General features: G+C 67.8%; 23 protein-coding genes and 1 pseudogene. 15 read left to right on the top strand and 9 right to left on the bottom strand.

What is annotated here, in order from left to right:
- Positions 1–74 precede the first annotated feature (74 nt).
- Genes SSQG_RS22850 through SSQG_RS22840 form a run of 3 tightly spaced genes read left to right on the top strand, consistent with a single transcriptional unit; the run spans position 75 to position 4,597 of the window.
- On the top strand, positions 75–2,162 hold the full coding sequence (locus SSQG_RS22850) for a hypothetical protein (RefSeq protein ID WP_039933431.1): 2,088 nt from the start codon (positions 75–77) through the stop codon (positions 2,160–2,162).
- Positions 2,152–3,387: a hypothetical protein gene (locus tag SSQG_RS22845; RefSeq protein WP_003992210.1), complete on the top strand. Its 1,236-nt coding sequence runs from the start codon at positions 2,152–2,154 to the stop codon at positions 3,385–3,387. Before SSQG_RS22850 ends, SSQG_RS22845 begins: the two co-directional genes overlap by 11 nt.
- A gap of 31 nt (positions 3,388–3,418) precedes the next feature.
- On the top strand, positions 3,419–4,597 hold the full coding sequence (locus SSQG_RS22840) for an acyl-CoA dehydrogenase family protein (protein ID WP_003992209.1): 1,179 nt from the start codon (positions 3,419–3,421) through the stop codon (positions 4,595–4,597).
- On the opposite strand, the gene SSQG_RS22835 is transcribed toward SSQG_RS22840, so the two are convergent.
- Both SSQG_RS22835 and SSQG_RS22830 read right to left on the bottom strand, forming a co-directional pair.
- On the bottom strand, positions 4,594–5,820 hold the full coding sequence (locus tag SSQG_RS22835; protein WP_003992208.1) for an LCP family protein: 1,227 nt from the start codon (positions 5,818–5,820) through the stop codon (positions 4,594–4,596). The two genes, SSQG_RS22840 and SSQG_RS22835, sit on opposite strands and share 4 nt — an antisense overlap.
- A 64-nt stretch (positions 5,821–5,884) precedes the next feature.
- Positions 5,885–7,810 (bottom strand): glycosyltransferase, encoded by a 1,926-nt coding sequence (locus tag SSQG_RS22830; RefSeq protein ID WP_003992207.1) that lies wholly within the window; start codon positions 7,808–7,810, stop codon positions 5,885–5,887.
- A gap of 646 nt (positions 7,811–8,456) precedes the next feature.
- Here SSQG_RS22830 and SSQG_RS22825 point away from each other — a divergent pair.
- Together SSQG_RS22825 and SSQG_RS22820 are read left to right on the top strand one after the other, a co-directional pair.
- Positions 8,457–9,128, top strand: coding sequence for a hypothetical protein (locus SSQG_RS22825; RefSeq protein WP_039933430.1), 672 nt, complete (start codon positions 8,457–8,459; stop codon positions 9,126–9,128).
- On the top strand, positions 9,119–10,213 hold the full coding sequence (locus SSQG_RS22820) for a hypothetical protein (protein ID WP_167545794.1): 1,095 nt from the start codon (positions 9,119–9,121) through the stop codon (positions 10,211–10,213). The genes SSQG_RS22825 and SSQG_RS22820 overlap by 10 nt, the downstream gene beginning before the upstream one ends.
- Before the next feature lie 722 nt (positions 10,214–10,935).
- On the opposite strand, the gene SSQG_RS43525 is transcribed toward SSQG_RS22820, so the two are convergent.
- Entirely contained in the window at positions 10,936–11,067 is a 132-nt protein-coding gene (locus SSQG_RS43525) for a hypothetical protein (RefSeq protein ID WP_276327090.1), read from the bottom strand.
- A 373-nt stretch (positions 11,068–11,440) separates the two neighbouring features.
- Between SSQG_RS43525 and SSQG_RS42950 the strand changes: the two genes are divergently transcribed.
- The 4 genes and pseudogenes from SSQG_RS42950 to SSQG_RS43520 all read left to right on the top strand — a co-directional run.
- Positions 11,441–12,118 (top strand): hypothetical protein, encoded by a 678-nt coding sequence (locus SSQG_RS42950; protein WP_244299231.1) that lies wholly within the window; start codon positions 11,441–11,443, stop codon positions 12,116–12,118.
- Positions 12,119–12,267: 149 nt separating this feature from the next.
- Positions 12,268–12,819, top strand: coding sequence for a hypothetical protein (locus SSQG_RS42945; protein WP_244299229.1), 552 nt, complete (start codon positions 12,268–12,270; stop codon positions 12,817–12,819).
- A 72-nt stretch (positions 12,820–12,891) separates the two neighbouring features.
- The gene (locus SSQG_RS22805) at positions 12,892–13,494 is read left to right on the top strand and encodes a hypothetical protein (protein ID WP_106434205.1); all 603 of its coding nucleotides are present in this window, start codon (positions 12,892–12,894) and stop codon (positions 13,492–13,494) included.
- Between the two features lie 500 nt (positions 13,495–13,994).
- Positions 13,995–14,117, top strand: a pseudogene (locus SSQG_RS43520) (GrpB family protein); the annotation flags it as partial.
- Positions 14,118–14,291: 174 nt separating this feature from the next.
- Here SSQG_RS43520 and SSQG_RS22800 read toward each other — a convergent pair.
- The 5 genes from SSQG_RS22800 to SSQG_RS22780 form a co-directional block, all read right to left on the bottom strand.
- The gene (locus SSQG_RS22800; protein ID WP_003992199.1) at positions 14,292–14,678 is read right to left on the bottom strand and encodes a hypothetical protein; all 387 of its coding nucleotides are present in this window, start codon (positions 14,676–14,678) and stop codon (positions 14,292–14,294) included.
- A gap of 119 nt (positions 14,679–14,797) precedes the next feature.
- Positions 14,798–15,637: a hypothetical protein gene (locus tag SSQG_RS22795; RefSeq protein WP_003992198.1), complete on the bottom strand. Its 840-nt coding sequence runs from the start codon at positions 15,635–15,637 to the stop codon at positions 14,798–14,800.
- Between the two features lie 60 nt (positions 15,638–15,697).
- A complete protein-coding gene (locus SSQG_RS22790) occupies positions 15,698–16,276 on the bottom strand; it encodes a hypothetical protein (protein ID WP_039933428.1) in 579 nt (192 codons plus the stop codon).
- 48 nt (positions 16,277–16,324) lie between these two features.
- On the bottom strand, positions 16,325–17,500 hold the full coding sequence (locus SSQG_RS22785; RefSeq protein WP_039933427.1) for a hypothetical protein: 1,176 nt from the start codon (positions 17,498–17,500) through the stop codon (positions 16,325–16,327).
- A gap of 113 nt (positions 17,501–17,613) precedes the next feature.
- Positions 17,614–18,189, bottom strand: coding sequence for a hypothetical protein (locus SSQG_RS22780; protein ID WP_003992196.1), 576 nt, complete (start codon positions 18,187–18,189; stop codon positions 17,614–17,616).
- A gap of 702 nt (positions 18,190–18,891) precedes the next feature.
- Between SSQG_RS22780 and SSQG_RS22775 the strand changes: the two genes are divergently transcribed.
- Positions 18,892–19,701, top strand: a complete 810-nt coding sequence (locus tag SSQG_RS22775; RefSeq protein WP_086025090.1) for an IS5 family transposase — start codon at positions 18,892–18,894, stop codon at positions 19,699–19,701.
- Here the strand turns inward: SSQG_RS22775 and SSQG_RS22770 are convergent.
- Positions 19,640–20,149 (bottom strand): hypothetical protein, encoded by a 510-nt coding sequence (locus SSQG_RS22770; RefSeq protein WP_052310271.1) that lies wholly within the window; start codon positions 20,147–20,149, stop codon positions 19,640–19,642. The two genes, SSQG_RS22775 and SSQG_RS22770, sit on opposite strands and share 62 nt — an antisense overlap.
- 417 nt (positions 20,150–20,566) lie before the next feature.
- On the opposite strand from SSQG_RS22770, the gene SSQG_RS22765 reads away from it, so the two are divergent.
- From SSQG_RS22765 to SSQG_RS22745, 5 genes are all read left to right on the top strand, one after another.
- The gene (locus SSQG_RS22765; protein WP_039933426.1) at positions 20,567–20,923 is read left to right on the top strand and encodes a hypothetical protein; all 357 of its coding nucleotides are present in this window, start codon (positions 20,567–20,569) and stop codon (positions 20,921–20,923) included.
- On the top strand, positions 20,923–22,416 hold the full coding sequence (locus SSQG_RS22760) for a C2 family cysteine protease (RefSeq protein WP_039933425.1): 1,494 nt from the start codon (positions 20,923–20,925) through the stop codon (positions 22,414–22,416). The genes SSQG_RS22765 and SSQG_RS22760 overlap by 1 nt, the downstream gene beginning before the upstream one ends.
- Before the next feature lie 10 nt (positions 22,417–22,426).
- Positions 22,427–22,762 (top strand): hypothetical protein, encoded by a 336-nt coding sequence (locus tag SSQG_RS22755; RefSeq protein ID WP_052310332.1) that lies wholly within the window; start codon positions 22,427–22,429, stop codon positions 22,760–22,762.
- Positions 22,743–23,525 carry a hypothetical protein gene (locus SSQG_RS22750; RefSeq protein ID WP_003992191.1) on the top strand — a complete coding sequence of 261 codons (783 nt, stop codon included), beginning with the start codon at positions 22,743–22,745 and terminating at the stop codon, positions 23,523–23,525. Before SSQG_RS22755 ends, SSQG_RS22750 begins: the two co-directional genes overlap by 20 nt.
- A 238-nt stretch (positions 23,526–23,763) precedes the next feature.
- Positions 23,764–24,441: a hypothetical protein gene (locus SSQG_RS22745; protein WP_039933424.1), complete on the top strand. Its 678-nt coding sequence runs from the start codon at positions 23,764–23,766 to the stop codon at positions 24,439–24,441.
- Position 24,442 lies beyond the last annotated feature (1 nt).

The raw sequence follows: 24,442 nt of genomic DNA, 5'->3' as shown, positions 1-24,442 counted from the left end.
GGGCGATCTGTAGCACTCGCGAAGCCCCGAGTAGAGTGCGGCCCGGACAGCGATCGGACCACGGGGGAACACCGATGAGGGCAGTCACGGCAAACGGGGCGCACGCAGGGCACATTGCGCCAGGGAGCAGCGGCCAGACCCGGCTCCTCCGGCTGCTGCTGGCCCTCAGCGCGCTGACGGCCCTCTTCGCAACCGCCACCGCCCCGGCCCGGGCAGCGGACGGCACGCGGTCCCTGGCAGCGGGCACCACCCCGGCCACCCAGGCCGCCTACCTCGCCGACCGCCTCCGCGAGAACCCGGTCTACGTCACCGACCAACTCCCCCGCGAACTCCCGGTGTCCACGGCCCCCGACTTCGCCCGGCTCGCGAAACGGACCGGCGTCCCGACCTACGTCCTGGTCCTGCCCTCCCTGAGCAGCATCGACGGCAGGCAGTTGCTCGGCGCCGTACACGACCGGCTCGGCCGGGACGGGCTGTACGTGCTGGTCGACGAAGGGGAGGTCGCGGAGGCCACGGCCTACGGCGTGCGCGCACCGGCCGACGCCGCCTCGACCGTCTCGCTCTACGAACTCCCCTACGACGCGGGCCCGCTGCTCAGCTTCGAGCGTTTCGTCGACGTCATCGCCCTGGGCGGCGAGAAGGCCACGGCCCGGGCCGAGGAGGCGCGCGCGAAGCACGGGAACGACGAGCCCGCCGAGATGTACATCGGCCCGTCCGACCGCAACAACCAGTCGCTCCTGACGGGGACGTTGCTGACCTTTGTACCGCTGCTGATCATGCTGTCGGCCGGGTACGTACGGCGCCGCCGCCGGCATTCCGGGGCCGGGCGGCGTCTGCCCCGCTGGGTCGTGCCCGGCACGGCGGTCCTCACCGCCGCCGCGATCGCCCTCACCGCCCCCGCAGTCTTCGACCAGACCAGGTCCAGCGCTGCGCGCATCCCCTCCCCCGCCGACCTCTCCGCCCGTGTCGAACGGGTCGCTGCGGGCCTGAAGCAGGACCCCGTGTACGCGGACCCGGAGAGCCCGCGCGTCCTCGACGACCGGCAACGGGACCGGCTGCACGACCGGATCCGGGACTTCCGGCGTTCCGACGGCGGCGGCCCGGTGTACGTCTCCCTCGTGCCGCAGACACCCGAGAGCGAGTCGGCCGGCGACGCGGACCTGTTCGCCGCGGCCGTGCACGCCAAGGTGGACGTGGACGGGGTGTACGTGGTGGCCGATCCGGCCGACGGCACGATCGACGTCTACAACCACGGCCTGCGCCTGGACTCCAACCACCTCTTCCTGGACCTGCCGGACTCCGTCGCGTACGGCGACAGCAAGGCGGACGAGGCCGACGACCACCTCATGGGCGAGCGCCTCGACGCGCTGATGACCTTCCTCGACGAGACCCCGCGCACGGACCGGCCCGAGTCCGAATCCGCACCGGCTCCCGCTCCGAGGGCCGCCGAGGAGCACGCCCTCCCGCCCCTCTTCGCCACCGACTTCTGGCCCGGCCTGTTCGTGGGCGCCTTCCTGGCGCTCCTGCTGTCCGGGGTCGCGGCCGGGCTGGCGTGGATCGTCGGCGCCCTGCTACGGCGACGCTCCGCCGCGCCCGATTCACCGGCGTCGGCGCCGGCGTCCACATCGGCGCCGGCATCGGTATCGGCATCGACCCTTCGGCGTACCGCGCACACGGAACTCACGTCACTGGTCCGGGAGTTCAATGACCAGGACGAGCACGGGCGTGCCTGGGACTGCCTCGACGCGGCGCTGCTCCTCGTCGACGGCGACCCCGGCCGCACCCGGGAACGGGGCGCGGACCCGGCGACCCTGGTCGCCGTCATCGTGCTCGCGCGAGCGGGCCGCGCCGCGCTCGCTGGTGAGCCGACGGAGCAGTGCTGCGGCGTCAACCCCCTGCACGGGCCCGCCGTCGGCCGCCGTCACGTGCGTGTCTCCAGGCAAGGCAACAGCCGACGCATGCTGCCGGTCTGCGATCCCTGCCGCGACACGGCCGTCGCCGAGCCGGGCGGCATGCCGGACCGGCTGCTGAAGCTGCCCGGCTCCGAGTCCGGCGGCAGCCGCCCCCCGTACTACGAGGCGACCGACGGCCCGCTGTCGGCCGTACCGGACGGAATCGCCCGGGTCATCGAGAAGGTGAGGGAGACCGCAGGTGTCCACTGACGTCAAGCGCGTGATCACCGCCCTCGCGGCGCTGTTGCTGACGGCCCTCGCCGGCACGCCCGCCCGGGCGGCGGACGGCGACGGTCCGAGCGCCGGGCAGCGCATCGCGAGCGCCCTGCGCACCTCCCCCGTCTACGTCGACGAGTCCTACGCCGACGCCGTGCCGCCCGCACGGCAGCGGCAGTTGGCGGAGCGGATCCGCCGGACGGGCCTGCCCATCAAGGTCGTGCTCAGGCCCCTCACCAAGGGCGACGCGTTCGACGGCGACTCCGACGTCCTGGCGGGGACCGTCCGGGACCGGCTTCCGGAGCGGCGGGAGCTCATCCTCATCACGACGGACAGCGATTTTTCGGACTCCCTCAAGGGATACGAGTGGCCGTCCGACACCCACCAGACCCGCGACGCCGTGTCCGCCGCCGGTCTCCTCGACGAGATGCGGGACGCCGGGCTGGCCGATGTGACCGCCAAGGCGGTGGACCTGGTGGCGGAGGGCAAGGGCCGGCAGCGGTACGAGGAGGCGACGGCGGACCTGGGCGGTGGCTCCCCGCCCGCCAAGTCGGGCTCCAACTCCGGCTCCGACTCCGACTCCGGTTGGCTGCTGTGGTCCCTGATCGCAGTTCCCGTGCTGGCCCTGACCGTCCTCGCGACCCGTACCCTGCTCCGTTCCCGCGAGCCCGCTCCGGCCGTACCCCAGCTGGTGTTCGCAACGGCACGCGCGGCCGACGAGGCGGAGCTGCGGCGCCGGGCGGAGGCGGAGGTCCTGGCCCTCGGCGAGACGACCCAGGCCGCCGACGTCGCCACGACACCCGGCCTCCAGCACGCCCTCGACGCCTACGCCGCCGCCGGCACGGTCCTCGACGAGGCCCGGGGTCTGCCGGACCTGGCGGGCGTACTGGCCCTGGTCCAGGAGGGCCGCGACGCCCTGGCCGGCTCCCCCGGCCTGCCCCTCTGCTTCTTCAACCCGCTGCACGGCCGTGCCGCCCGCCGCACCGGCTGGCGTCCGCTCGGCCGGCGGGAGCGGCTCGACGTGGCGGTGTGCGAGGAGTGCGCGGACGCGCTGCGGGGGCGCCGCGCGCCCGAGGTGCTGACCGACACGGCGCAGGACGGCCGCGCGGTCCCCTACTTCGAGCTGCCGGGCGGACGAAGCGTGTGGGCCGCGACGGGGTACGGCTCACTCACGTCCCCCTTGGCGGGGTTCAACTCATCGCGCGCAAGGGCCCGTTGACACCGGACGTGCGGGGGTTCACGGTGCAGCCATGACTTCGGGCACGGCACCTCGAACCGACACGGACCTGGTCGAACGCGTGCGTGCGCTCGGGCCCTTCGTCCGCGAGCACGCCCTGCGTGCCGAGCGGGAGCGGCGGGTGACGCGGGAGGTCGTGGAGGCCCTGACAGCCACCGGGATCCAGCGGATGAACGTGCCCCGGCGGTACGGCGGTTACCAGAGCTCCCTGCGCACCCAGGTCGACGCGCTGGCCGAGGTCTCCGCCGCGTGCGGTTCGGCGGGTTTCATGTCGCTGATCCAGGCGGGGTGCGCGTACGTCGCCGCGCTCTTCCCCGATGAGGCGCAGGACGAGATCTTCACCGGCCCCGACGTCCGGGTCGGCGGCACCCTGATCCCGGGCGCGACGGCGGTCCCGACGGGCGACGGCGGCTATGTGGTGAACGGGACCTCTCCCTTCGCCACCGGATGCCGGGACGCCGACTGGCATCTGCTGACGGCCCGGGTCGAGGGACGGCCGGACGCGGTGTGGACCGCGGTGCCCGTGGTCGAGCTGGAGATCCTCGACGACTGGCGGGTGTCGGGGCTCGCGGGCAGCGGCAGCAACACCGTCGTGGCGCACGACGTCGTCGTACCATCCCACCGGGTGCTGCCGGTCGGGCCGCTGCTCGGCGGCTCGTTCGCGTCGAAGGCCAACGCCGACGACCCGTTCTACCGGGTGCCGGTCCTGCTGATGTTCTGCGCCTGGGCGACCCCGAACGCCCTCGGGCTCGCCCGTTCGGCACTGGCGGAGTTCCGGGAGCGGATCCATCGGCGGGGCATCACGTACAGCTTCTACGAGCGGCAGAGCGAGGCGCCCGTCACGCATCTGCAGGCGGCCGAGGCGGCGTTGAAGATCTCCTGCGCCGAGCATCTGACCGACGAGATCATCGCGCTGCTGCAGTCGCGGGCGGCGAGCGGGGAGCCGTACACGACCGAGGAACGGGCCGGGGTCCGGGCGCGGAGCGGCTATGTGGCGCGGCTGTGCCTGGAGGCCGCCGAGCTGATCGGGTCGGCCTCGGGCGCGTCCTCCCTGCACGAGGAGGTGCCGATCCAGCGGACCGTGCGCGATCTGCGGGCGCTGAACCTGCACGCGTTCGTCCACCCGGCGACCAACCTGGAGCTGTACGGCAGGGTGCTGGCGGGGCTGGACCCGGGAACGCCGTTCCTCTAGCCGCCCCGAGTGCTCGGCGGTGTCCGGTCCTTGCGCAGTGCGGTGAACAGGGCGCGGGCCCGCCGGTCGTCCCATTTCACCGCGCTGCCCTTGGAGGTGCGCAGGTTCGGGTCGGCCACGGGCACGTTGAGCTGCCGGCCCCCGCCTGAGGCGGCCTTGCGCAGGGCCTCGAAGAGCGACATGAGGTCGGGCAGCTCCGTGCCCTCGTCGACGATGAGTGTGTCGAGGCCGGCGCGCAGGGTCGGGAAGGACTTGGACGGGTCCGCGAGGGTCTTCGGGGTGGCGGCCTTGCGGGCGAGGGCGGCGAGGAATCTCTGCTGGTTGCGGGTCCGGCCGAGGTCCCCCTTGGCTTCCTGCTTGCGCTGCCGTACGAAGGCGAGGGCCTCGGCGCCGTCGAGGGTCTGGCAGCCGGCGGGCAGGTTCGCGCCGGAGTCCTCGTCCCGTACGGCCTTGTCCAGGCACAGGTTCACACCGCCGACGGCGTCCACCACGCCCACGAACCCGGCGAAGCCGATCTCCGCGTAGTGGTCGACGCGCACACCGGTGTTGCGTTCCACGGTCCGCACGAGCAGGTCGGGGCCGCCCAGCGAGAACGCCGCGTTGAGTTTGTTCGGCGCGGCGCGGTAGCTCCTGCCGGTGTCGGGATCGACGTACGGCGGCAGGGTCACCCAGGAGTCGCGGGGCAGGCTGAGCATGGTGGTGCCGTTCGCCCCGGTGTGCAGCAGGATCACCGAGTCGGTGCGGCGGCCCTCGGCCGACCCGGTGTTCAGCTGCTTCCGGTCCTGCTGCGACAGTCCCTCGCGGCTGTCGGAGCCCACGACCAGGTAGTTGGTGCCCTCACCGCTCGGCACCCGGGCGCCGAGCGCGCCGAGGTCGACCTCCTGGTTGAGCCGGGTGTCGGCCCAGACGTACGTACCGGCACCGCCGAGCAGGAGCACGGACGACAGGACGGCCGCCGTACGCAGGAACCGGCGGCGCCGCGTGGGCCGCCGCCGGTTCCTGCTGCCCCCGCGTCCGCCGTGCCCCTCGCCGCTGCCGTCGTAGCGGCCGGGGGCGGCGGGCGAGGGCATGCCGGGCAGGGGGGCGGTGCGGGTCGAGGGCGGGGGTACCCGGAAGGCCGGGGGGACCCGAGAGGCCGGGGGTATCCGAGAGGCCGGGGGCGGGACCCTGGCCGGGTCCTGCCCCGTGCGGTCGCCTCCCGCAGGGTCGGTCCAGTCGCTCATCGGCCCATCCCGCTGTTCACCTCGAAGATGCTGTGGTGGGGGGTGTCGTCTGGTCGTCGTGTGGTCAACGCATAGGCACACCCCTATACGGGACGGCCCCACCTATCTGTTCAGCGGCGGTCCCGGACCGCTGCATCCGCTGCCACCGCAGGCGGCTGCCGATCAGCAGCGCGACCAGCGACTGGATGACGACGAGATACATCAACTGCCGGTACACGACGATCTGGAACGGCATCGACCACAGGGCCCCGACCGGCTCGCCGTCGAGTCTCAGCGCGTAGCCGGAGCAGACGATCTGCACCCCGAGGAACGCGAACCACACCGCGGCGGACTCCCACGGGTCGCGGAACAGCACCCCGTACAGGGCGTAGACGTCGATGACGGGCGCGAGCAGCGGCAGCGCGACCTGGAAGAGCGCGAGGTACGTCAGCCCGCGCCGCCCGAACCGCCCGGCGGGGCCCCTGCCGAGGAGGGCTCCCCGGTGCTTCCACATCGCCTGCAGCGTGCCGTAGCACCACCGGTACCGCTGCCGCCACAACTGCTTGACGTTGGTGGGAACTTCCGTCCAGGCGACGGCGGACTCCTCGTACAGCACCCGCCAGCCGGACCGCCACAGGGCCATCGTCAGGTCGGTGTCCTCGGCGAGGGTGTCCTCGCTGACCCCGCCGACCCCGATCACCGCGTCCCGGCGGAACGCCCCGATGGCACCTGGCACGGTCGGCATGCACTCCAGCACCTCGAACATGCGCCGGTCGAGGTTGAAGCCGAAGACGTACTCCAGGTGCTGCCAACGGGCCAGCAGGCTACGCCGGTTGCCGACCTTGGTGTTGCCGCTGACCGCCCCGACGGCCGGGTGCGCGAGCGGCTGCACGATCCGCTCGATGGCGTCGGGTTCGAAGACGGTGTCGGCGTCGACCATCACGACGATGCCGTAACGAGCGTGAGCCAGACCGGTGTTGAGCGCGGCGGCCTTCCCGGCATTGACCTGTCGCACCACCTCCACTCTCACGTCCCCCATGTTCTCGGCGATGTCGGCGGTCCGGTCCGTGGACCCGTCGTCGATGACGACGACCTGGAGCTCACGATGGCTGGAGTCGAGCAGCGACCGCAGGGTCGACCCGATCCCGGCCTCCTCGTTGTACGCCGGCACGAGCACGGTCACCGGCCCGGACGCCTCCCGCATCCAGGGCGCCCCGGTCGAGAACCGCTCCAGCCGCCGCACATGGGCCCGGGCGAACAGCGCGAGCAGCAGCAGCCGCAGCACGCCCAGCCCACCGGCGACGCCCAGGATCCAGATCATGGCGGTGGAGAAGACCTGCCCGAGGCTCGTGACCCAGATCAGCCCCTGCCCCAGCCAGCGCTGGGTGAGGGAAGGCGACGTGTACGGGACGAGCTTGAGCCCGTCGGACACGGTGGTGAACCGGTCGACGGTCCGGTTGCTGAGGAGCCTGCGCGCCTCCTGATACGCGCTCTCCGTCTGGCTGAGCTGCCGGACGATCCCCTGCGCGGGCTTCCGCGCTCCCTTGTCGGCGGCGACGAGCACGTACCCGTACCCGGTGGCCTTGCGCGCCGCCTGCCACTCCCGCCCGCAGAGGGTGTCCGGGCTGGTGGTACGCGGCATCCGCAGCAGATTCGTACGTTGCCCGGTGGTCCCGGCGAGGGCGCTCTGGGTCAACTCGAGCTCGGCCTGGAAGCGGGGTGCGGAGGACTCCCCCAACACGGCCCCGGTGTACGTGTTGGACCCGATCTCATGCCCCTCGGCCCGGATCCGCCGCATCAGCTCCGGGTACCGGGCGGCCTGGGCCCCGTGCACGAAGAAGGTGGCCCGCGCGTTGTTTTCGCGGAGCAGATCCAGCAGCCGCGGGGTCCATACAGGATCGGGCCCGCCGTCGAAGGTGAGCGCCACGGTCCGGGCGGGCATCTCCGCGGTCCGGATCCCGTCCCGGTTGATCCCGATCACGGGCCCGCCCTTCGCAACGGCCTCCGGCACGGGCGAAGTACAGGGCGACCGCGCCTTCGCGGCGTCGACCTCGTGCTGGGTCCAGCCCTCGAAGATCAGCAGGGCGAAGACGAGGGGGAGGGTGAGGGCGAGGAGCAGCCAGTGGGCCCGGGGGTCCCGGGACTGTTTGTGACGGCCTTTGCTGCGGCGGGTGGGGGTGGGAGTGGGGAGGGGGTTGGGAGTGGGGGTGGGGGTGGCGGGGGTGTGGGGGGATTCGGCGGAGGTCAGGGGGCGTCACCGCCCCTGGCCACTTCTTCACGGCCTCCTCGGGACGCGGTGCCTCTTCTCGACTTCCGGTGCTTGGTGAAGCTGGGGGTGGGGGTGTGCATGGGGCGCGAGTGTAGTTTCGGAGGTGGGGGCGTAGGGGTGGAACTGTGAGCTTCACAGGGAGTTCGGCTGTGCGCGGGAGGCAGCGCACTAGCGAATCGGGCCCCCGGCAGGTGCGTCGTCTGGCACCGGAGGCGGCCGTACCCAGCACGGTGCCCCGTTTGGGCACGATCAGGACACAACCAGCCCCATGAGAGCCCCTTACATCCTGGATTGCCCCTGTAATCACGCAAGTTCACTCTGGTGAAACCAGAATCCTCACCGGTAGCGTCAGCGCTCCAACTGAACTTCTGTCTCACGGGGAGTCACTGTGAAGCGCCGCCCATTGCCCGTTGCTGTCGCACTGACGGCGACGGCAGCACTGTTGTTGACGGCCTGCGGTAACGGGGACGACAAGTCCAGCGGCAACGACAAGATCGCCGGCACCGACCAGGGAGCGGAGACGCCGAAGGGGTCGGCATCCCCCTCGGGGGCACCGGCGGAGGACAAGCCGGACGGCGTGGACTTGTCCCTGCCTGATGACATGGACCTGGTCTTCGACTGGGACAGGCCGAAGGACAAGAACGAGGCTGCGGCGATGGAAGACGCGGCGAACTTCATCCGGGCCATCTACCGAGGCGTCGACAAGCGCACGACCAAAGACGCCGCCTTGGTCGCCTACTCGACGGGCGATGGGATGAGGTACGGCAAAACGCAGATCGACGCCAGGCTGAAAGGCGACTGGACCTCAACCGGCACCCGGCGCCACTACCAGGCCACCACCCGGTCTGCGCCGAACGGCAACTCGGTGGAGGTTGCGTTCTGCGTGGATTCGAGCAAGTTCTACTCCAAAGAAATCAAGACCGAAAAGGTCCTGAAGGGCGCCCCCAGCATCACTGACTTCGACTACTTCAAGATCGTCATGGTCAAGCTCCCCACCGGCAACGGTCTGTGGCAGGCGTCCAAGGTGTACGTCCAGGCGAAGGCGGCGAAGTGCCAGTGAACAGATCACGGCATCCAGCCCGCAGCACCGGAGCGGCTGCTGCCCTGGCGCTGGCCTTGGGCGTCCTCGCCCTCGCGGAACCGGCCTACGCGGGAGAAGTGCCGGCCAACACCCAGGGTTCCGATACAGAACAGTCGGGCGGTGGCGACGGCAACGGCATCTACGCCGCCGCCCGCATCCAATACTCCGGATCCGTAGCCAAGAACGGCAGCACCGGAAACGTGAAGTCCTCGGACGTCAACTGGACACCCCCACCCTGCTGGTACGCCCCCTACCTCGGCGCCAAGGACTTCAAGAAGGAGATGTCCAAGCACATCGAGGGCCAGCTCAACGCACCCGGAATGGGCGGGACCGCGGCCTCGGCGATCGGCGAGACGAAGCGCCACTACGAAGACGGCTACGGCTGGACCGACACTCCCGGCTACAAGGATTACAACGTCGAGAACGACGGCAAGGGAATGTTCTGGGCCGGCGTCGAGAACCCCAACGAGCCGGACTACCTCAAGCGATCCTCCTGCACGGACCTCCCCTTCTGGGTGGAGAACGGCGAGGCTCCGCCGCCCCAACACGAAGAGGCCATCAAGCCGGCGATGCTCGCAGCTCTCGCCTACCAGCACATGCAACTCCCCGACACCGAGGTGTCCCTCGCCCCGGAGGCCACCACCAAGGTGAACCTGCCGACCTGGGCCTGGCTCGACAAGGCCGTCTTCGACGAGGTCCAGGCCACGGCGGCCATCAACGTCCCCGGTTTCAACATCCAGGCCACCACCACGGCCAAGCCGGTCTCTCTCAAGCTGGAGCCGGGCACCGAGGACGCCGAGACCTACCCGGCCTCCGGCGAGTGCGTCATCAACGCCGACGGCTCCATCGGCGAGCCCTACGCCAAGGGCAAGGCCGACGAGACACCGCCGTGCGGGCTCAAGTACCTTCGCTCCTCAGGCGACGGCACATACAAGCTCCGGGCCACCATCACCTGGGAGATCGCCTGGACCGGCACCGGCGGAGCAGGCGGGGACCTCCCGAACGGCACGTTCGGCAGCGAGCAGGACGTCACTGTCCAGGAAATCCAGTCCATCAACCGGTGACGGGGCCGATAAGGCGGCAGGGAGCCCAGAGGCCGCGGCTGACGCGACTATGTGGAGAGAGTCTCCCTTCACTCCGCTCAACATGCTCCTTGTCCCACCGCCACACACCACCTCCACGTACCCATACCTACAGCGAGCAGAGGAAGACGGTGAGGAGCGCGGCGTTCAATCCCCGGGCCCTTCAGTGGTCGGACGGGCGATGCCTTGGGAGTCGTCTAGAAGGCGCATTCTTGAGAGGGAGACCTACACCTCGAGCTAGCGCCCACACACCGGCACGACGGCGAGCCATGCGAGCACCAACGAGCCGCCCGCGCCAGAACGTTGACCATGTCCACCTGACGACGTCGACTCGCCATGCCGTGTCAGAACTGTGGGCACGGCGTGAACGCTCGCCCGAGGGGCCAGACACCGCACTAGTGAATCGAGCAACCTCAGCACCACGGCAAGGGAGGCCACACGAGCAGACATCCGGGACGATCCCTGTATGGGCACAATCAGGAGACAGTCAGCCTCCGCAGTGATCACCTGTTCCTTGGTACTCCGAGGCCGTCGGCGAGGAAGTTCATGAGGCTGGCTCCAGGTAAGTAGACACAGCTCCATCCAGCGACTCGCCATGTATGACGCAGCCTCGCCGCCAGGTCAGCAAACGGGTGACGGTTCACGCGATCGACCGTTGACCACCGCGGCACATGGCCCCGTGTACCCCGTCGCCTGGGACTGGCTCAGTCCTCGGTGAACTCCTTCTGAACACATGCCCCGCCGGGGCCGTTCCAGCACAGCTTCATCACAAGGTGCGTCATCGTGCCGATGGTGTGCCCGCTGTGCTTCAGTCGCACCTCCTGATGGTGTGTCATGAAGCTGAGATCACACCATAGATCGCCACCAGGCATCTTCTGTGCAGCAGGTACAGAGGTACCGCCAGCACACGGAGACCGCAGGCAGCCCAACTACGGCAGGCCAAGCCCGGGATCTCGGGCAGAGCCCACTCACCCTGGTTGCGGCGCCGCCGCGAACTCCTCTGCGGCCGGCAGTAGATCGGTGATCAGTTTCGTCCGGGTGAAGCCCTCACCAACATGGTGACCTGCGGGACCAGCCTGGTGTCGGCCTACTGAACGAGGGAACGAGGGTGGACCGGCCTGGCGGGACGGGGGGACCTTGCATAGCCTGAGGTAGGAAAGCCGGAGGGACAGTCGGAAATTGAGGGACGGGGAAGAAATGTCGCTTCGGGTGGCGAATCCCGAGGACCTGGAGCATTTAGCGAAGCTGCTGGAAGGGCGCGGTGGCGTGGAGGACCGCCTCGATGAGGCCTTCACCCGAGCCGCTCGCCTAGGTGTGAGCGGGCATATGTCACCCCTCAAACCGATGAGAGCCTGGACTCGCAGTCAGGCCCAGGACCTGCGAAAGCGCGCCGTCACCTTGCGCCTGGAGAATGGCGACCCGATGGCCGGGATGCTGTGGGCGGGATTCACGACAAACGACCTGGAGCAGTACAAGGGTGAAGGAATCAAGCCGGAGACACTGCTGCTGGCCAATTCGGTGGCGGCGAGCGACGATCCGGATGCGAAGGACTTGTCGCGGCAGCCGGGAGAGAAGCTCGGCGACTGGGTCGCGCGGCTAGAGGCGCATGCGCTCTCGAAGATCCCTTGTCTGGAGCCTCACGAAGAGACCCTCACCGAGATGATCAAGTTCGGCGGCGACGTGTTCAACGTGGCGGCCGCAACGCAGGTTGTGGCGGCGAGCGGTTTTTCGGGAACCAAGGTGCTGTTGGGGAATTCGGTTAAGACCGGCAAGCTGGGGCCGATGAAGGCTGCCCTCGAGGCCACTTCCGATCACACGGAAATGACCTCATCCTGCGTTGGGCGGGCAGGACACTCAAGGGGTACAACCCTCCGATACGGTCGTTGACCGCTCCCGGCAGCTGGCTTCCCGGGCAGCTTGGTAACCTTGCCACTAGAAGTCAGATGTACCAAAGGGTTGCCAACGTGCCCTTCAGTTCTGGTTGGCTGGGCGACCGTTGGGGCGGTGCGTGGGACAAGCTACGAGCACGCGGCTTCATGAATTCCAAACTGCTGGGATTCACTCCCAATCAGGCCATCAACTTCTTCGCCGGGTCGGACGACATGGCCCGCCTGTACGGCGGGCTGACCCACTCAGGGCAGCAAGTCACCCGCGCGGGGCAGGCCAGTATCTGGACTGTCGGGAAGACCGGTGGGTTCGGCGCGGCAGCGAAGACCGCCGGACTTTGGCGAGGGGCGGGCATCGTCGGGTCGGCGGGCGCGACGGCGTTCTCCGTGGCCAACATCGCCACCATGGACCACGCGAAGGAGTGGGAGAAGAGCAAAGCTGGCTATCTGGCCAACTATGCGGAGGTCGGCTTCAACGCCTCTTTGACCGCTGCGATGGTCGCACCCAATCCAGTCACGATCGGTCTCGCCGTAGGGACCGGCATCGTCTATGGGGGACTGAAGGTCGTCGAGCACTGGGATGACATCACGAAAGGCGCCGATAAGGCAGCCGACTGGGTGGGCGACAAGGCGAGCGATATCGGGAACAACATCGCCGACGGCGCCAAGAAACTGGGCAGTGCGCTCAACCCGTTTGACTAGCAGCAACGTGGGCCGCAGCACAGCGAAATCCAGAGCTCGCCAAAGCCCACCCAAGAAATGAGCGGTTTCGTCATGGAAACGAGTAGCGAGTCTTTGAAGTTCGAGCTGATGCCGTACAGCATCAGCGCCAAGAAAGAGCTGCCCAAGGTCGGAGTCAAGGGGGACGTGGGGCACTTCGGATCCGTCAACGTGGAGCGCTGCCCGCTCTACCGGCCACTCGAAAACGGAATGGAAACCGCCCGACTCAGTGGCCCAGCTTTCCCGGAGACAGTTTTCCGGGGGAAGCGCAGGTCTGGACAACCTTCGCTGTTCAAGGCTGAGCTCACCCTTGACGGTCGGCATGCGGAGCTGCGCTTCAACGCCAGGGCCCTACGAAAGGAGAGTCGGGCGCTGCGCATCACATACGAGGACCGGAAGTACGTCTACTTCTCCGAGGAGTGGGGGAGTGTGAACGTCCTGGACAGAGAGGGCGTCCGGGTCTCGATTGAGCCCGGTCGACACGTTCCGCCGACCACGACCTTCCGCACAGGCAGAGCCACCGGCCCGGTTGATGCCGTAGACCTGGCTATCGCCATCGTGCTGGAGGAAGTGGACACCGAAATCCTCACCCTCGGCGGCGCAGCTTTGTCATCCCCTTTCGCCTTGATGCAACATTTCTCGGACCGAGCGGAGTAGTGGACTCCGCTCGGTCGGCGTCGGTGGGATGTCACCACATCGGGCAGAGTCAGTAGAAGGGATCGAGGGCTCTGCCCAGTTCCTTCGCCCGTCGACCGGGTTTCCCGCACCTTCGCTGATCTTCTTCCCGGCCCAGATGGCTCGTGAGCCCTGGCCTCGAAGGGCCCGGCGTGGCTGCCACTGCTCAGCGACGGACTGTTCGCGGTGCTGGAGTGTGGGTTGGGCAAGGGGCCGGCGGCACATGACGCCGCCGACCACCCGCACCTGGTCCCGCTGCGGCCACACCTCTGTGGTCCGCGTGCAGGGCCCGGCCCGCCGCCGCTCATCGCTGGCCGCCCTGGCCTGGTACAAGACCGGCAAATCCTCACGGCTAATCTACAGCCGTGCCCTGACGCCCGGCCCGATGGGCGCAAGAGCTTCTCCTGGAAGGACCACCGCTACCTGACGCAGACCACCCACCAGCAGCATGGCGGCCCGATCGTGCTGGTCTGAGACAACCTTTGCCCCAGCAGGCCGCTACCGCCATTGAAGCTCTCGGGGCAGCGGCACCTGGGCTGTGCCTGAAGATCGAGCACATCGGCTCGACCGCTGTCCTAGGACTGCCAGCCAAGCCCGGCGTCGACCTGCTGGCACGCTGCACCCCATCAGGCGGGCTCGTCCGCAGCCATATCCTCGGCCTCGTCCCCGGCGCGTCCGAGGCCGAGGGCGTGGGAGGCACGGCCAAGCCCCCCCAGCAACTCCCCCTTCACCGCACGGCACGGTCGACGGCTTTGGGGACCACATCGCCTGGGACTGGTTCAGTCCTCGGTGAACTCCTTCTGAACACATGCCCCGCCAGGGCCGTTCCAGCACAGCTTCATCATGTACTTGGCAGCGTAAGGGACCACGTTGTAGTCGAAGTAACCGCAGCCGGCATCGCTACCGTCGCCCTTCGTCTCCTTCAACTGCCACCCAGCCATGTACATGTAGAGCTTGCCAGTGACACCGTGTCCGTCGGACCGCGTGTCGCACACCCGAAACGTGTCAGGATCGGGGTCAAGGTGCGTCATCGTGCCGATGGTGTGCCCGCTGCGCTTCAGTCGCAGCGTGGTGTCGGCGGCACTGGCGCTGCCCGTCGCGGCGACGACGAGGGTGACAGCGCCGACCACCGCAAGGGCGCCACGAGCGACTCGATACTTCCGCATTCCGTCTCCTGATGGTGTGTCATGAAGCTGAGATCACACCATAGATCGCCACCAGGACGTTGATCGCAGGTCAAGCCCTGACTAGGCACGTCGAGCCCAGGCTTTCGCGCAGGGCCCGCTCACCCCGGGTGTGGCGCCGTCGCGAACTCATCTCCGGCCGGGAGTAGATCGGTGATCAGCTGCCAGACCTCCTTGGCGTCAGCCCGGGCGAGCTTAAGTGGAGTGGTGTCATCCACTTGGCCGGGCAGGACCGGCTCGGCGGGCAGCTCACGATGCCAGTAGCCGAGAGGTCCGCAATCCCACACCGCGAATCCCCGCACCTGCAGGGCAGGTGTTCCCTCATCGTGCCCCTGCCACGCAGTGGTCATCCGCCAACTGGACCGCATCCCGGCGATCAACTTGGCAAGTGTGCTGAGCTGCGACTTCCGGGTCAGCCCGGCGCCAGCCAACGCATCGGCTATCCGGTCGATGCCCTCTTCGGCCGTCAAACCCTGGAGGCTGTCCAGGGTGGCAAGTCCCGCGTCGAGGACAGCCATGGTCGTCTCGATCTCGGGTGTGGCAACGTCCACGGGATCCCCTCCCTGGAGGTTGACCATCCGCGCCAGCGCCCAGACCAGCATGTTCGGCTCCAGCCGGACATACTCCGACTCGGCGGAGCCTGGCCAGGACTCATGGGAGTAGACGTAGCCGTCGCCGATGGTGACACCGTGGTGGAGGGTGCCGTGCTCTCCGAGCGCCTCCACGTGGATGACAACGGTAGGTTCCCTCAAGGTACTGACCAGCGGGCTCAGCTCAAGGTCGAGGGCTCCGGCCCGGTCGGTCAGGCCGGCCTCTCGCAGCTCGCGTTCGGGCTCAGCCAAATCCGAGGGCACCTCCAATCCGTCGACGTGGTGACCGAGGACGGCCAGGTGGCTCTCGGCAAGCCGGAACCGACCTCGCGTGCTGTCATACGAGGGCATTTCATGTCGCTTTCGTTGGCGGAAACGTTTGGAGGCAAGACCTCAGGGTGCTCGTGAGATTCACTGGAACACGTCCAGCAGGTTCAGTGACCTACTGAGGAAGGCTCGAACGGCCCCGCTCCGGGTGAGGTTGCGGGTGTTCACGCCGCACATCACAGCGGCCAAGGCAAGGTCAGTGGCGTCGGCCGGGCCCTGGACGATGAAAGTGGCCTTCTTCCGTGAGCCCCTGCCGTGCCGACTGGTCTGAATCTCCACGCCGTGCCGGATCAGGGCCCGGTCGCGGTGCCGGGCGCTGGTCGCGAGGTAGCGGTATTCTCGCCCGGCGACCTGCATCCGCAACGCCCGTCCGGCTCGAGTCTGAGCCCAACGGTTGCGCTTTAGTCGGATTCCTTCCCCGGCGACACTGAGTTGCGCCGAGAAGAGCGAGGGCTTTCGTCCGTAGGCCCAGCCGTCGAAGGAGGTGGCGGGCACAGTGTCTCCCGTGACCTCGGTGACGTGACGGTCTCCGTGCCGCTTCGCGGGGTAGACCACCTCGATGCTGCCGAATGGCCCTGCCGTACCCCGGTACCCGAACTTCCAGGACAGCCGATGACCTCTGCGGTCCTCCCAGTGATCGAGCGTATACGTGTGCTGCTGCATGGTTTCTTCCCCTCGCGCCGCTCGGCACCGGATGTGCCACGGTCGGCATCAGTCGAACGGGTTGAGGGCGCTGCCGAGTTTCTTAGCGCCGTCGGAAATGGCCTCGCCGGCCTTCTCTGCCTTGTCACCGACCCAGTCAGCGGCCTCTTCCGCGCCCTGGCTAATACTGTCCCAGTTGTCCCAAACAAGGGTTCCGGCATAGGCGAGTCCAGTACCGACGGCCAAGCCGACGGTGACCGGGTTGGGCGCGACCATAGCGGCGGTGAGCGAGGCGTTGAAAGCCGTACCCGTCCAATTGGAGAGGTACTTGGCCTTGTCCTCCTTCCACGCTTTGCCGTGATCCATAGTCGCCAGATTGGCGACACCCCAGGCTGTAGCAGCGGCAGAACCGACAATGCCGGCGCCGCGTATCCATCCGGCAGCCTTGGCCGCGTTGGCAAGACCGCCGCGTTGAGCGACGCGGAGCAGGTTGGCCTCGGTGGACGTCGGCAGGTAGAAGCTACCGTTGCGCATGTAACCAGCAAGCATCGCCGCCTCATCGGAGCCAGCGAGCGCACTGGTCGGCACCCGTGTCAGCCAACTTCCGGCCTTGGGGATCTTGGACAGCTTGTCCCAGTGACCGTTGATCAATCGGGCGGTGAAGGTGCCCGGCGCATTGAGCACCTTGGAGCTCTTAAAGTACGCGATGAGCGACTTGCCACCAAGCAGCGCCGTGCTTGACGAGGTGAAGAACGCCGATAGGTTGGCGGCGCCTTCTATATACGTCGCGACCGCCTTGCCCAGTTCCTCGTTGTCGGTCAGCCGGGTGACAGCATCGCCCTGCACCCTGACGAGCCAGTCGTCGAGGGTCTCGTCATCCTTCTTCTTGAGCCAACCATCGTCGGCCTTGTTATCGGAGGCGGCTGCATTGGCGACCAATAGGATATCTGGTGGCAGATCCTTGTTCTTGAGCTGCTCAGGGGTGAATCCGGCGAGCAGTAGTCCGGCCAGCGGATCGCCGTCCTCCAAGCGCGCATACGCTGCTTTCCTGCGAAGATCGGGCGCCGTGTCCGATACCCATGAATGCATCGGGCGTATCGCAGTCAGCTTGCCCGACACCCCGAGCGCGGAGGCCCGCGTGAATGCCTCGCTGAGTTTGTCCCTCACCCCTCCCCGCCCATCGAGCAACTTGGCTAGTTGCTCGAGGTCTTGCGGGTTCACCACTCTGTTCAGCTTGCCTGTCACGAAGCTCCTTCAGGTGATTAAGTCGGCTCCTTCCCAAGAAGAGGAAGCAGCACAGGCACACGAACAGCCTACCGACATCTGGATGTTGAGCCTCGGAACCGGGCGTACTGGCTCTAGCTCTGGCGGGCCCGCGTAAGTGCGTCCAGCAGCGCTTCGCGATGGTGGGTGGCGATCAGCAGCGAGTCACCCTGTGAGGTCTCCACCACGATCTGGTCCATGCCCATGGGTACGGACCAGCCCCCGCCCATTAGGCGAGGCGGCCTAGTTGCACCGCTCCTCCGTTGCAACTCCGCGAGCTCCTCACGCGAACGCGAAGCCAGGGACGCGACGAACTCCGCATCAGTGGGCTGCTCACGAGCCTCCCGAAGCGAGTCGACAGTCAGCGACTCCACCGGGATCGTCTCCCGTCCCACGGTCAACCGCCCACCGCGAATGTGAATTCGATTATAGATGCGTTTGGAAATCGGCACAGCATTAAACACGAGCGCGAGAAGTGTCGAAAATCCGAGAATTACGAACCAAACCGTGCTGTCCTCGGGAAGCAGAATGCTGGCCTGATAGGCAACCCAGACAACAAGAACCACCGCGGTGGCGATCATCCAGCGTCTCGGCAGTCTCTCCTCGTACACCACCGCCTGCCCGTTCGGCACTGCCGATGCACCCGTTCCAGAACCGTCCGCGCCGCCCACGACCACTCCATTCGCCTCTAGTTGGCCTCCGTTCCCGATCAGGCTACCCACCGCCCTCAATAGTGGGCCAGGAGGACCGCGTTGAGCTAATTTCGCTCGTTATGCCCGATGATGTGTGGCTCTCCAACACGATGCCCGGGGTGAGTCGGCATCTGTCGCCCCTGAAGCCGATGAGGTCTTGGACTCACAGCCAGGCCCAGGAACCGGGCGTAAGCGCGCCGTCATCCTGCGCCTGGAGAACGGTGACCCGATGCAGGGGCAAGCCCGATACGTCGAAGCGATACTCCATGGGCATCGGACAACCGCACCCGACGCCGAGCCGTATCCATGGAAGGCATTCTTCTCGTCCCGGTGAATCGACCCATACGCCCGCCCCTTCCCCTCTTTCTTCTGACCCCTGGCCGTCCGGAGCGGCGCACGCAAAGCCACTGTAACTGCCTGTTCTCTATCCGCTCGTGTGGCCGGCGTGGATCGAACGGGGTGCTGGTTCGGGTGAGTTGAGCGGTGTTGAGGCATGAAGGAAGGGCCTCTTGGTAGCTCGCGGTTGTCGAATCCAGCGAGTTGCAAGAGGCCCTGGTGTTGAAGTGTTGCGTGGTGGTGGCCGACGGGTCCAGTCCGGCCACTCTTGGGTGTGACTGTCTCGCTCACCGGTTCGGGAACGCTGCTGACCGACCCGGTCGGCGGCCGCGGTATGGCTCCGACATGAGCGATACGGAGTGGGCCCTGGTGCGGGATCTGCTGCCGGTGCCGTCATGGCTGGCGGGCCGGGGTGGCCGTCCGGAGGGCTATTGCCACCGGCAGATGATCGACGCGGTGCGCTATCTCGTCGACAACGGCATCAAGTGGAGGGCGATGCCGGCGGACTTTCCACCCTGGTCTCGCGTGTATGCCTTCTTCGCCCGCTGGCGGGATACCGGGCTGGTGGCCGAGTTGCACGACCGGCTGCGCGGAGCCGTCCGCCATGCAGAGGGCCGTGAGGAGGAGGCGAGTGCGGCCGTCGTGGACTCGCAGTCAGTGAAGGCGGACGCCACCGTCGCCTTCGCTTCACGGGGATACGACGCCGGGAAGAAGATCAACGGACGCAAGCGGCACCTGCTCACCGACACCCTCGGGCTTCTTCTGGCCGTGCTGGTCACGCCGGCGTCCACGACCGACCGGGACGCCGCCCGGATCCTGCTGCCCACGGCAAGGAAGCAGCGGCGGCGGCTTTCGCGGATCTGGGCCGACGGCGGTTACCGCGGCCACCTCCAGGACTGGGCTGCCCAGCGCCTCGGCCTCGTCCTCGACGTCGTCCGCCGCAGCGACGACGTCCAAGGTTTTCAGGTCCTGGCCCGCCGCTGGGTCGTGGAAAGATCCTTTGCCTGGTTCCTGCGCAGCCGACGTCTGGTCCGTGACTACGAACGGCGCACCGACACCAGCGAAGCCGTCATTCTGTGGTCGATGACCACGCTCATGAGCCGCCGTCTGGCCGCCCACCATCAGCGGCGTTCTGCTCCAGCGTCGTCAGCATGAACCTGCCCGGCTTCTCCTCGACCAGCCAGCCCCGTTCCACCAGCCGTTTCAGCCGGGCCCTGGCGCCCTCGACGCGGGAGACGGACGCGCTGTCCCAGCCCAGCACCACCGCCGCCCGCCTGGCCCCCAGCCCCTCGGCGCCCGCGTCCAGGGCGGCGGCCATCAACGCCTGGTAGTCCACCGACAGGTCCTCGACACCGACCGCGTTCTCCCGGTGCGGCACCGCGCGCCGCGGCCCGACCGACTTCCTGCGCGACACCCCAACAGCCACCACGGCGGGTGATTCCTCCTCGGCCAGCGCCTCCAGATACTGCTCCAGACCGATCACCCGACGCCTGAGCACTTCTTCCGCGTCCGCCAAGTCGGCCCGCAGCCGCACCAGTTCGGCTTCGAGCTCCTCCACGCGCACCGCCGCGGCCTTCCGCCGCGCTTCCAGAACCGCCCGCATCGAAGGCATCCGCCACCCCCACAACATCCCGACCGGCGATGAGTCGAGACTGCCGTGACGGCCGCGATCTCATGTCTGACCAGCGGAATCCGCACATGAGGTTCGGAAAGAGAACGACCTCTAAAGCAAAGGTAATCGCAACGCCTGGAGACAAGTTACCCGGCGAACATTGGCGCCATGTCGGGAGTAACGGACATAACGGATGCTCTCCGACCGTCTGTGCGCAACCACTCCCGGCTCGATCAGCAGATGAGCGCAATGAGAGAGCGCATGGATTGTGGCGACCACGTGACGGTCGGGGAGATTCCCAACGCCTCCGGTAGGCGGAACACCACCCCCGTATGCTTCCCCAGCAATGCCGTGGACCGACTCACGAGGCACGGCAGGCAGCAGCAGCAAACGGGGGAGGAATCAGACGTGGGCCCCACACCGGGCGATGAAGCAGCCGAATTGAAGAAGCGGGCCGAACGGCTGCGGGATTGCGCGCGGGAGGCGCGGGCGCTGGCCCGCAGGCTGGGGCCGTATCTCGACGACGCGGTGAAGAAGGCCGCCCCACGCGCCGCAGCCTTCCGTACCGGCGGCGACGAGGGCGCGATCTGGCAGGGCCCCTTCGCTGACGAGTGCACCGCCAAACTGCAGCAGCGACAGCGCACGCTCAACAGCATGGGCACCGCACTGCTCGGAGACGCCACCCGCTGGGAGAGCCAGGCCGACGAGCTGGACCGGCAGGCCGGGGAGAAGGCCAAGGCCAAGGCGGGGGCGGGGGGCAGCTGATGGGTTTCAGAGGATTCGACGCCGCCAAGCTGACGACTCTCGCCAGCCACCTGGACACCCTCGCCCAGAACTCCGGGAAGCTCCACTCACAGCTGGCCGCCGTGCTCACCACCGCCCAGCAGAACCTGCCGTCGGGGCAGAACGCCTCCCGCAACCCCGACCTACAGGACCTCGTCGGCGATGTGGTCCCGATGCCGTCGTTCTTCCGTCGTCCTCGCCTGCCGGGATCCCTCGGCGGGGAACTCGGCGACATGCAGTCGTCGATGAAACGCCGCATCAAGCAGCTCGAGGGGTTGCAGGAGCTGGCGAAGCAGGGATATCCCGTCACCGCCAGCAGCGTCTTCCTCGACGAGAAGGCGCCCGACTCCAAGAAGATCGACGATGCCGTGCGTCATCTTCACGAGCTGAAGGGCAAGGGCTTCGGCACCGACGGCAACCGCGACGATCTGGAGCAGATCTCCGGCGAGCTCGACGGACTCACCGCCGCCGAACTGGACTCTTTCATGACGAAAGCCTCGTCCAAGGATTTGGCCTTCTACAATCAGCTGCTCACCAACACCGATGACTCCGCCTGGAATCCGTTCGACGACAACGGCCTGCCCGAGGACAAGCGCCGGGACACGCTGAGCCTGATGCTGTCCAAGGTGAGTCCGGAGAACCTGCCCAAGTTCACCGCGGCCTTTCCAGGGGTGCAGCCTACGTTCACGAACACCGATGCGTACGAGGCGGGCGGCAACAGCCAGAACGGTCAGACCAACAACGGCATTCACTGGGCACCACCCCCGGACCCCCTGTTCCAGGACGGGGTGTCTGCCGATGACGTCAACCAACGTCAGTTCGGCGACTGCTGGTATGTCGCTTCACTGGCCGGCCTGGCGCAGAAGGACCCCGCCTTTGTCCAGGAAGGCATCAAGCAGAACCCGAACGGCACGGTCAGCGTCCGCGTCTGGGACAAAGCGGGCAACTACCACTGGGTGACGATGACAGCTGATCTACCGTCCGACCAGAACGGCGACCCCATCGGCACCTACGGCAATGGGGAGAGCTGGCCCGCGTACTACGAGAAGGCCTTCGCGATGGTCTACTCGGACGACGGTGACGACGAGCGGGGTTACGGCGGGATCGAGGGGGACGACCCGAAGAAGTCCGCTCCGTACCTGACCGGCAGGGAAGGCGAGGACCTGACCACCGGCGGCTTCCTGGGCATCGGTGAACACGAGGACAAGAGCCTGGAATCCCTCAAGGAGGCCTTCGGCTCCGGGAAGGTGGTCACCGTCTCCACCCCGGCCGACGAGGAGGTGGACAAGAACCACCCGGCCGAATGGGGCAACGCGTACCACAGCAACCACGCGTACTACGTCCGGGGATTCACCGACGACGGCAAAGTCATCCTCGGCAACCCCTGGGGCGTCTCCGGCTACCCGCCGATTACCGTGTCGCAGGAGCAGTTCAACCAGTACTTCGAGGGAGCGGAGGCCTTCGATGCCCCGTGATACCCGGGAGATGAGCAGTGTGTCCGAAGGCGAGAAGGTGAAGTACCCCTTCGCGTTCGACGGTCGCTGGGCACTCCGCCACCAGATTCCGTACACCGTCGAACACGACGGCCGGACGTACCAGGTCCTGGCGACCGTCTTCGCAGAGCCGTCCGTGCATGGACGCATTCGGATCGGCTGCGAAGGCCGTCCGCTCGCGGAGTTCGACGGGTTGGTTCCGGGCGACGAGCTGGAGATCACCGGGGATGGGTGGCGGGTGGTGGAGGTCGACTACCGCACCCGGGTCGTGCTGGAGCACGTGATCGAAGGCTACGAGGAGGAGACCGGTGTTCAGCCCGGCGAGTAAGTACGGCATCGCGGGTGCCACCCTGGCCTTGTGGGCGCTGACCGCCTGCGGATCATCGTCGGGCAGCGGCGGTGACGATCCGACGACCGCACCCGCGACCAGGCAGGCAGCAGAGGACAAGGGCCCGCAGTGCGTCGGTGTGGCCGCGGCGGACGGAGTGCACGTCCTGCGCGGAGGCGGTTTCCGGCTGCCCGGCGGTGGCGGTGTGCAGTATGCGGGCGCGGCCGCCGACGGGACGTCGCGTACTGCGACACTGCGCGACGGGGCCCGTTACGGGTCGGGGCAGCAGCAGTGGACCGTGAAGCCGGGCTCCCCGGTTACCGTCTCCGGCCACGCCTACACCGTGCGGCAGGTCTGCTCCTACCGTGTCGTCCTGGAACCGAAGGACGCCAAGGAAAAGGCCGCTCTCGCCGCCGCCCCCGAATCCATGAAATTCGCGGGCGGCAGTGCCGACAACGCCCTGTGCTTCACCACCAACCGCGCCGTCCTGGCCGCCGCGGCGAAGAGCTTCCCGGCCAAGGGGCAAACACTGTCCCTCCTCGACAACGGCGGCGTGAAGCAACTGCCCACCGGCCCGTCCCTCACCGTTTCGTACATCGACACCACGGCGGGCACGGCCGGCCTCGGCGCGAACTGCGCCGGGGTGCCGGTGGCCCTCTACAAGGACGTGAGGGTCGGCGACACGGTGGAACTCGCCGGGGTGCTGTTCAAGGTGTCGGGGCTTACTGAGCAGGCGGTACGACTGACACGGACGAGCGGGTAGGTCACAGTACGGCCCAGGCCCTCGGAGATTCCGGCAACCGGTCAGCTCCACGGGCGCGGTGACAAAAAACCGCGCGGATCCGCGCCGACGAAGCGTCGGTTCAGGGCCCTCGCGCCGGGCCCTGAGCACGCGCTGGAGCGCGCAGCTCGGCCTCCCCGCCTGGGTGCCCGGCCGGCAGCGACCTCAGCTGCTGGGGTTATGGTCGGATCCCATCCTCAAAGTGACCCGGAGAGGCACCGTGTTCGGCAAGAACAGGCACGTCGACGAACCTCCCATCCCTGTCGTCCCGTGGACGGACGCTTGGGAGTTCGCCATCACCGATGAGGAACGGCCTGCCACGGGGCAGCGCAAGCGTGCCGCCCTCGGCCTCCGTGCGTTCAGGGTTCCGTATGGCTCGGGGGTTCAACGCGTCAACGCACCTTGTGCCTTCTTTCCGTCGCAGGCGTCGGCCGCGGAGGATCGACGCCTGTACGAGGACGCCGAGGGCAGCAGGCTGCTCTGCTCTGTCGACGAGCCTCAGGACGTCGAAGGCAGGCGCCATCACGAGGTGCGCGACGTGCGGGGACAGGTCATCGGAACGATCCAGCGCATCGCACCGCTGAAGCACGCCGTGAAGCCGACGTGGCGCATCGCCCAGCCGGGGCATCCCGAGATCGTGAGCAGCGCGGAGTGGGCGAAGGGCGGCCCCAAGGAAATGGTCCAGCGGGGTGCGGGCAAGCTGCTGCTCGGCGTCGTCCAGGCCGTTGCTGACATGGGCGCGGAGGGCGGCGACCAACCGGCCAAGTCGCGGGTCCTCGAATGGAAAGCCGGCGACGAAGTCGTCCTGGCGTCTGAGGGCGACGCCAGGTTCCTGGTTCGGGCCGCGTGGCTGGACCGGCGCCTGGTCTTCGCATACGCACTCCTGCGTACCGGTTGAG

Origin of the sequence: Streptomyces viridochromogenes DSM 40736 (assembly GCF_000158955.1) — a bacterium.
GTDB lineage: Bacteria > Actinomycetota > Actinomycetes > Streptomycetales > Streptomycetaceae > Streptomyces > Streptomyces venetus.
Note: the sequence above shows the minus strand (reverse complement) of the source record. Positions and strands in the feature narration are given on the sequence as shown.

Coding starts and splice junctions, on each gene's coding strand:
- SSQG_RS22850 (WP_039933431.1), top strand. CDS start 75: ATGAGGGCAGTCACGGCAAACGGGGCGCACGCAGGGCACATTGCGCCA.
- SSQG_RS22840 (WP_003992209.1), top strand. CDS start 3,419: ATGACTTCGGGCACGGCACCTCGAACCGACACGGACCTGGTCGAACGC.
- SSQG_RS22835 (WP_003992208.1), bottom strand. CDS start 5,820: ATGAGCGACTGGACCGACCCTGCGGGAGGCGACCGCACGGGGCAGGAC.
- SSQG_RS43525 (WP_276327090.1), bottom strand. CDS start 11,067: ATGACACACCATCAGGAGGTGCGACTGAAGCACAGCGGGCACACCATC.
- SSQG_RS42945 (WP_244299229.1), top strand. CDS start 12,268: ATGAATTCCAAACTGCTGGGATTCACTCCCAATCAGGCCATCAACTTC.
- SSQG_RS22805 (WP_106434205.1), top strand. CDS start 12,892: ATGGAAACGAGTAGCGAGTCTTTGAAGTTCGAGCTGATGCCGTACAGC.
- SSQG_RS22800 (WP_003992199.1), bottom strand. CDS start 14,678: ATGCGGAAGTATCGAGTCGCTCGTGGCGCCCTTGCGGTGGTCGGCGCT.
- SSQG_RS22795 (WP_003992198.1), bottom strand. CDS start 15,637: ATGCCCTCGTATGACAGCACGCGAGGTCGGTTCCGGCTTGCCGAGAGC.
- SSQG_RS22790 (WP_039933428.1), bottom strand. CDS start 16,276: ATGCAGCAGCACACGTATACGCTCGATCACTGGGAGGACCGCAGAGGT.
- SSQG_RS22775 (WP_086025090.1), top strand. CDS start 18,892: ATGAGCGATACGGAGTGGGCCCTGGTGCGGGATCTGCTGCCGGTGCCG.
- SSQG_RS22770 (WP_052310271.1), bottom strand. CDS start 20,149: ATGCGGGCGGTTCTGGAAGCGCGGCGGAAGGCCGCGGCGGTGCGCGTG.
- SSQG_RS22760 (WP_039933425.1), top strand. CDS start 20,923: ATGGGTTTCAGAGGATTCGACGCCGCCAAGCTGACGACTCTCGCCAGC.
- SSQG_RS22755 (WP_052310332.1), top strand. CDS start 22,427: ATGAGCAGTGTGTCCGAAGGCGAGAAGGTGAAGTACCCCTTCGCGTTC.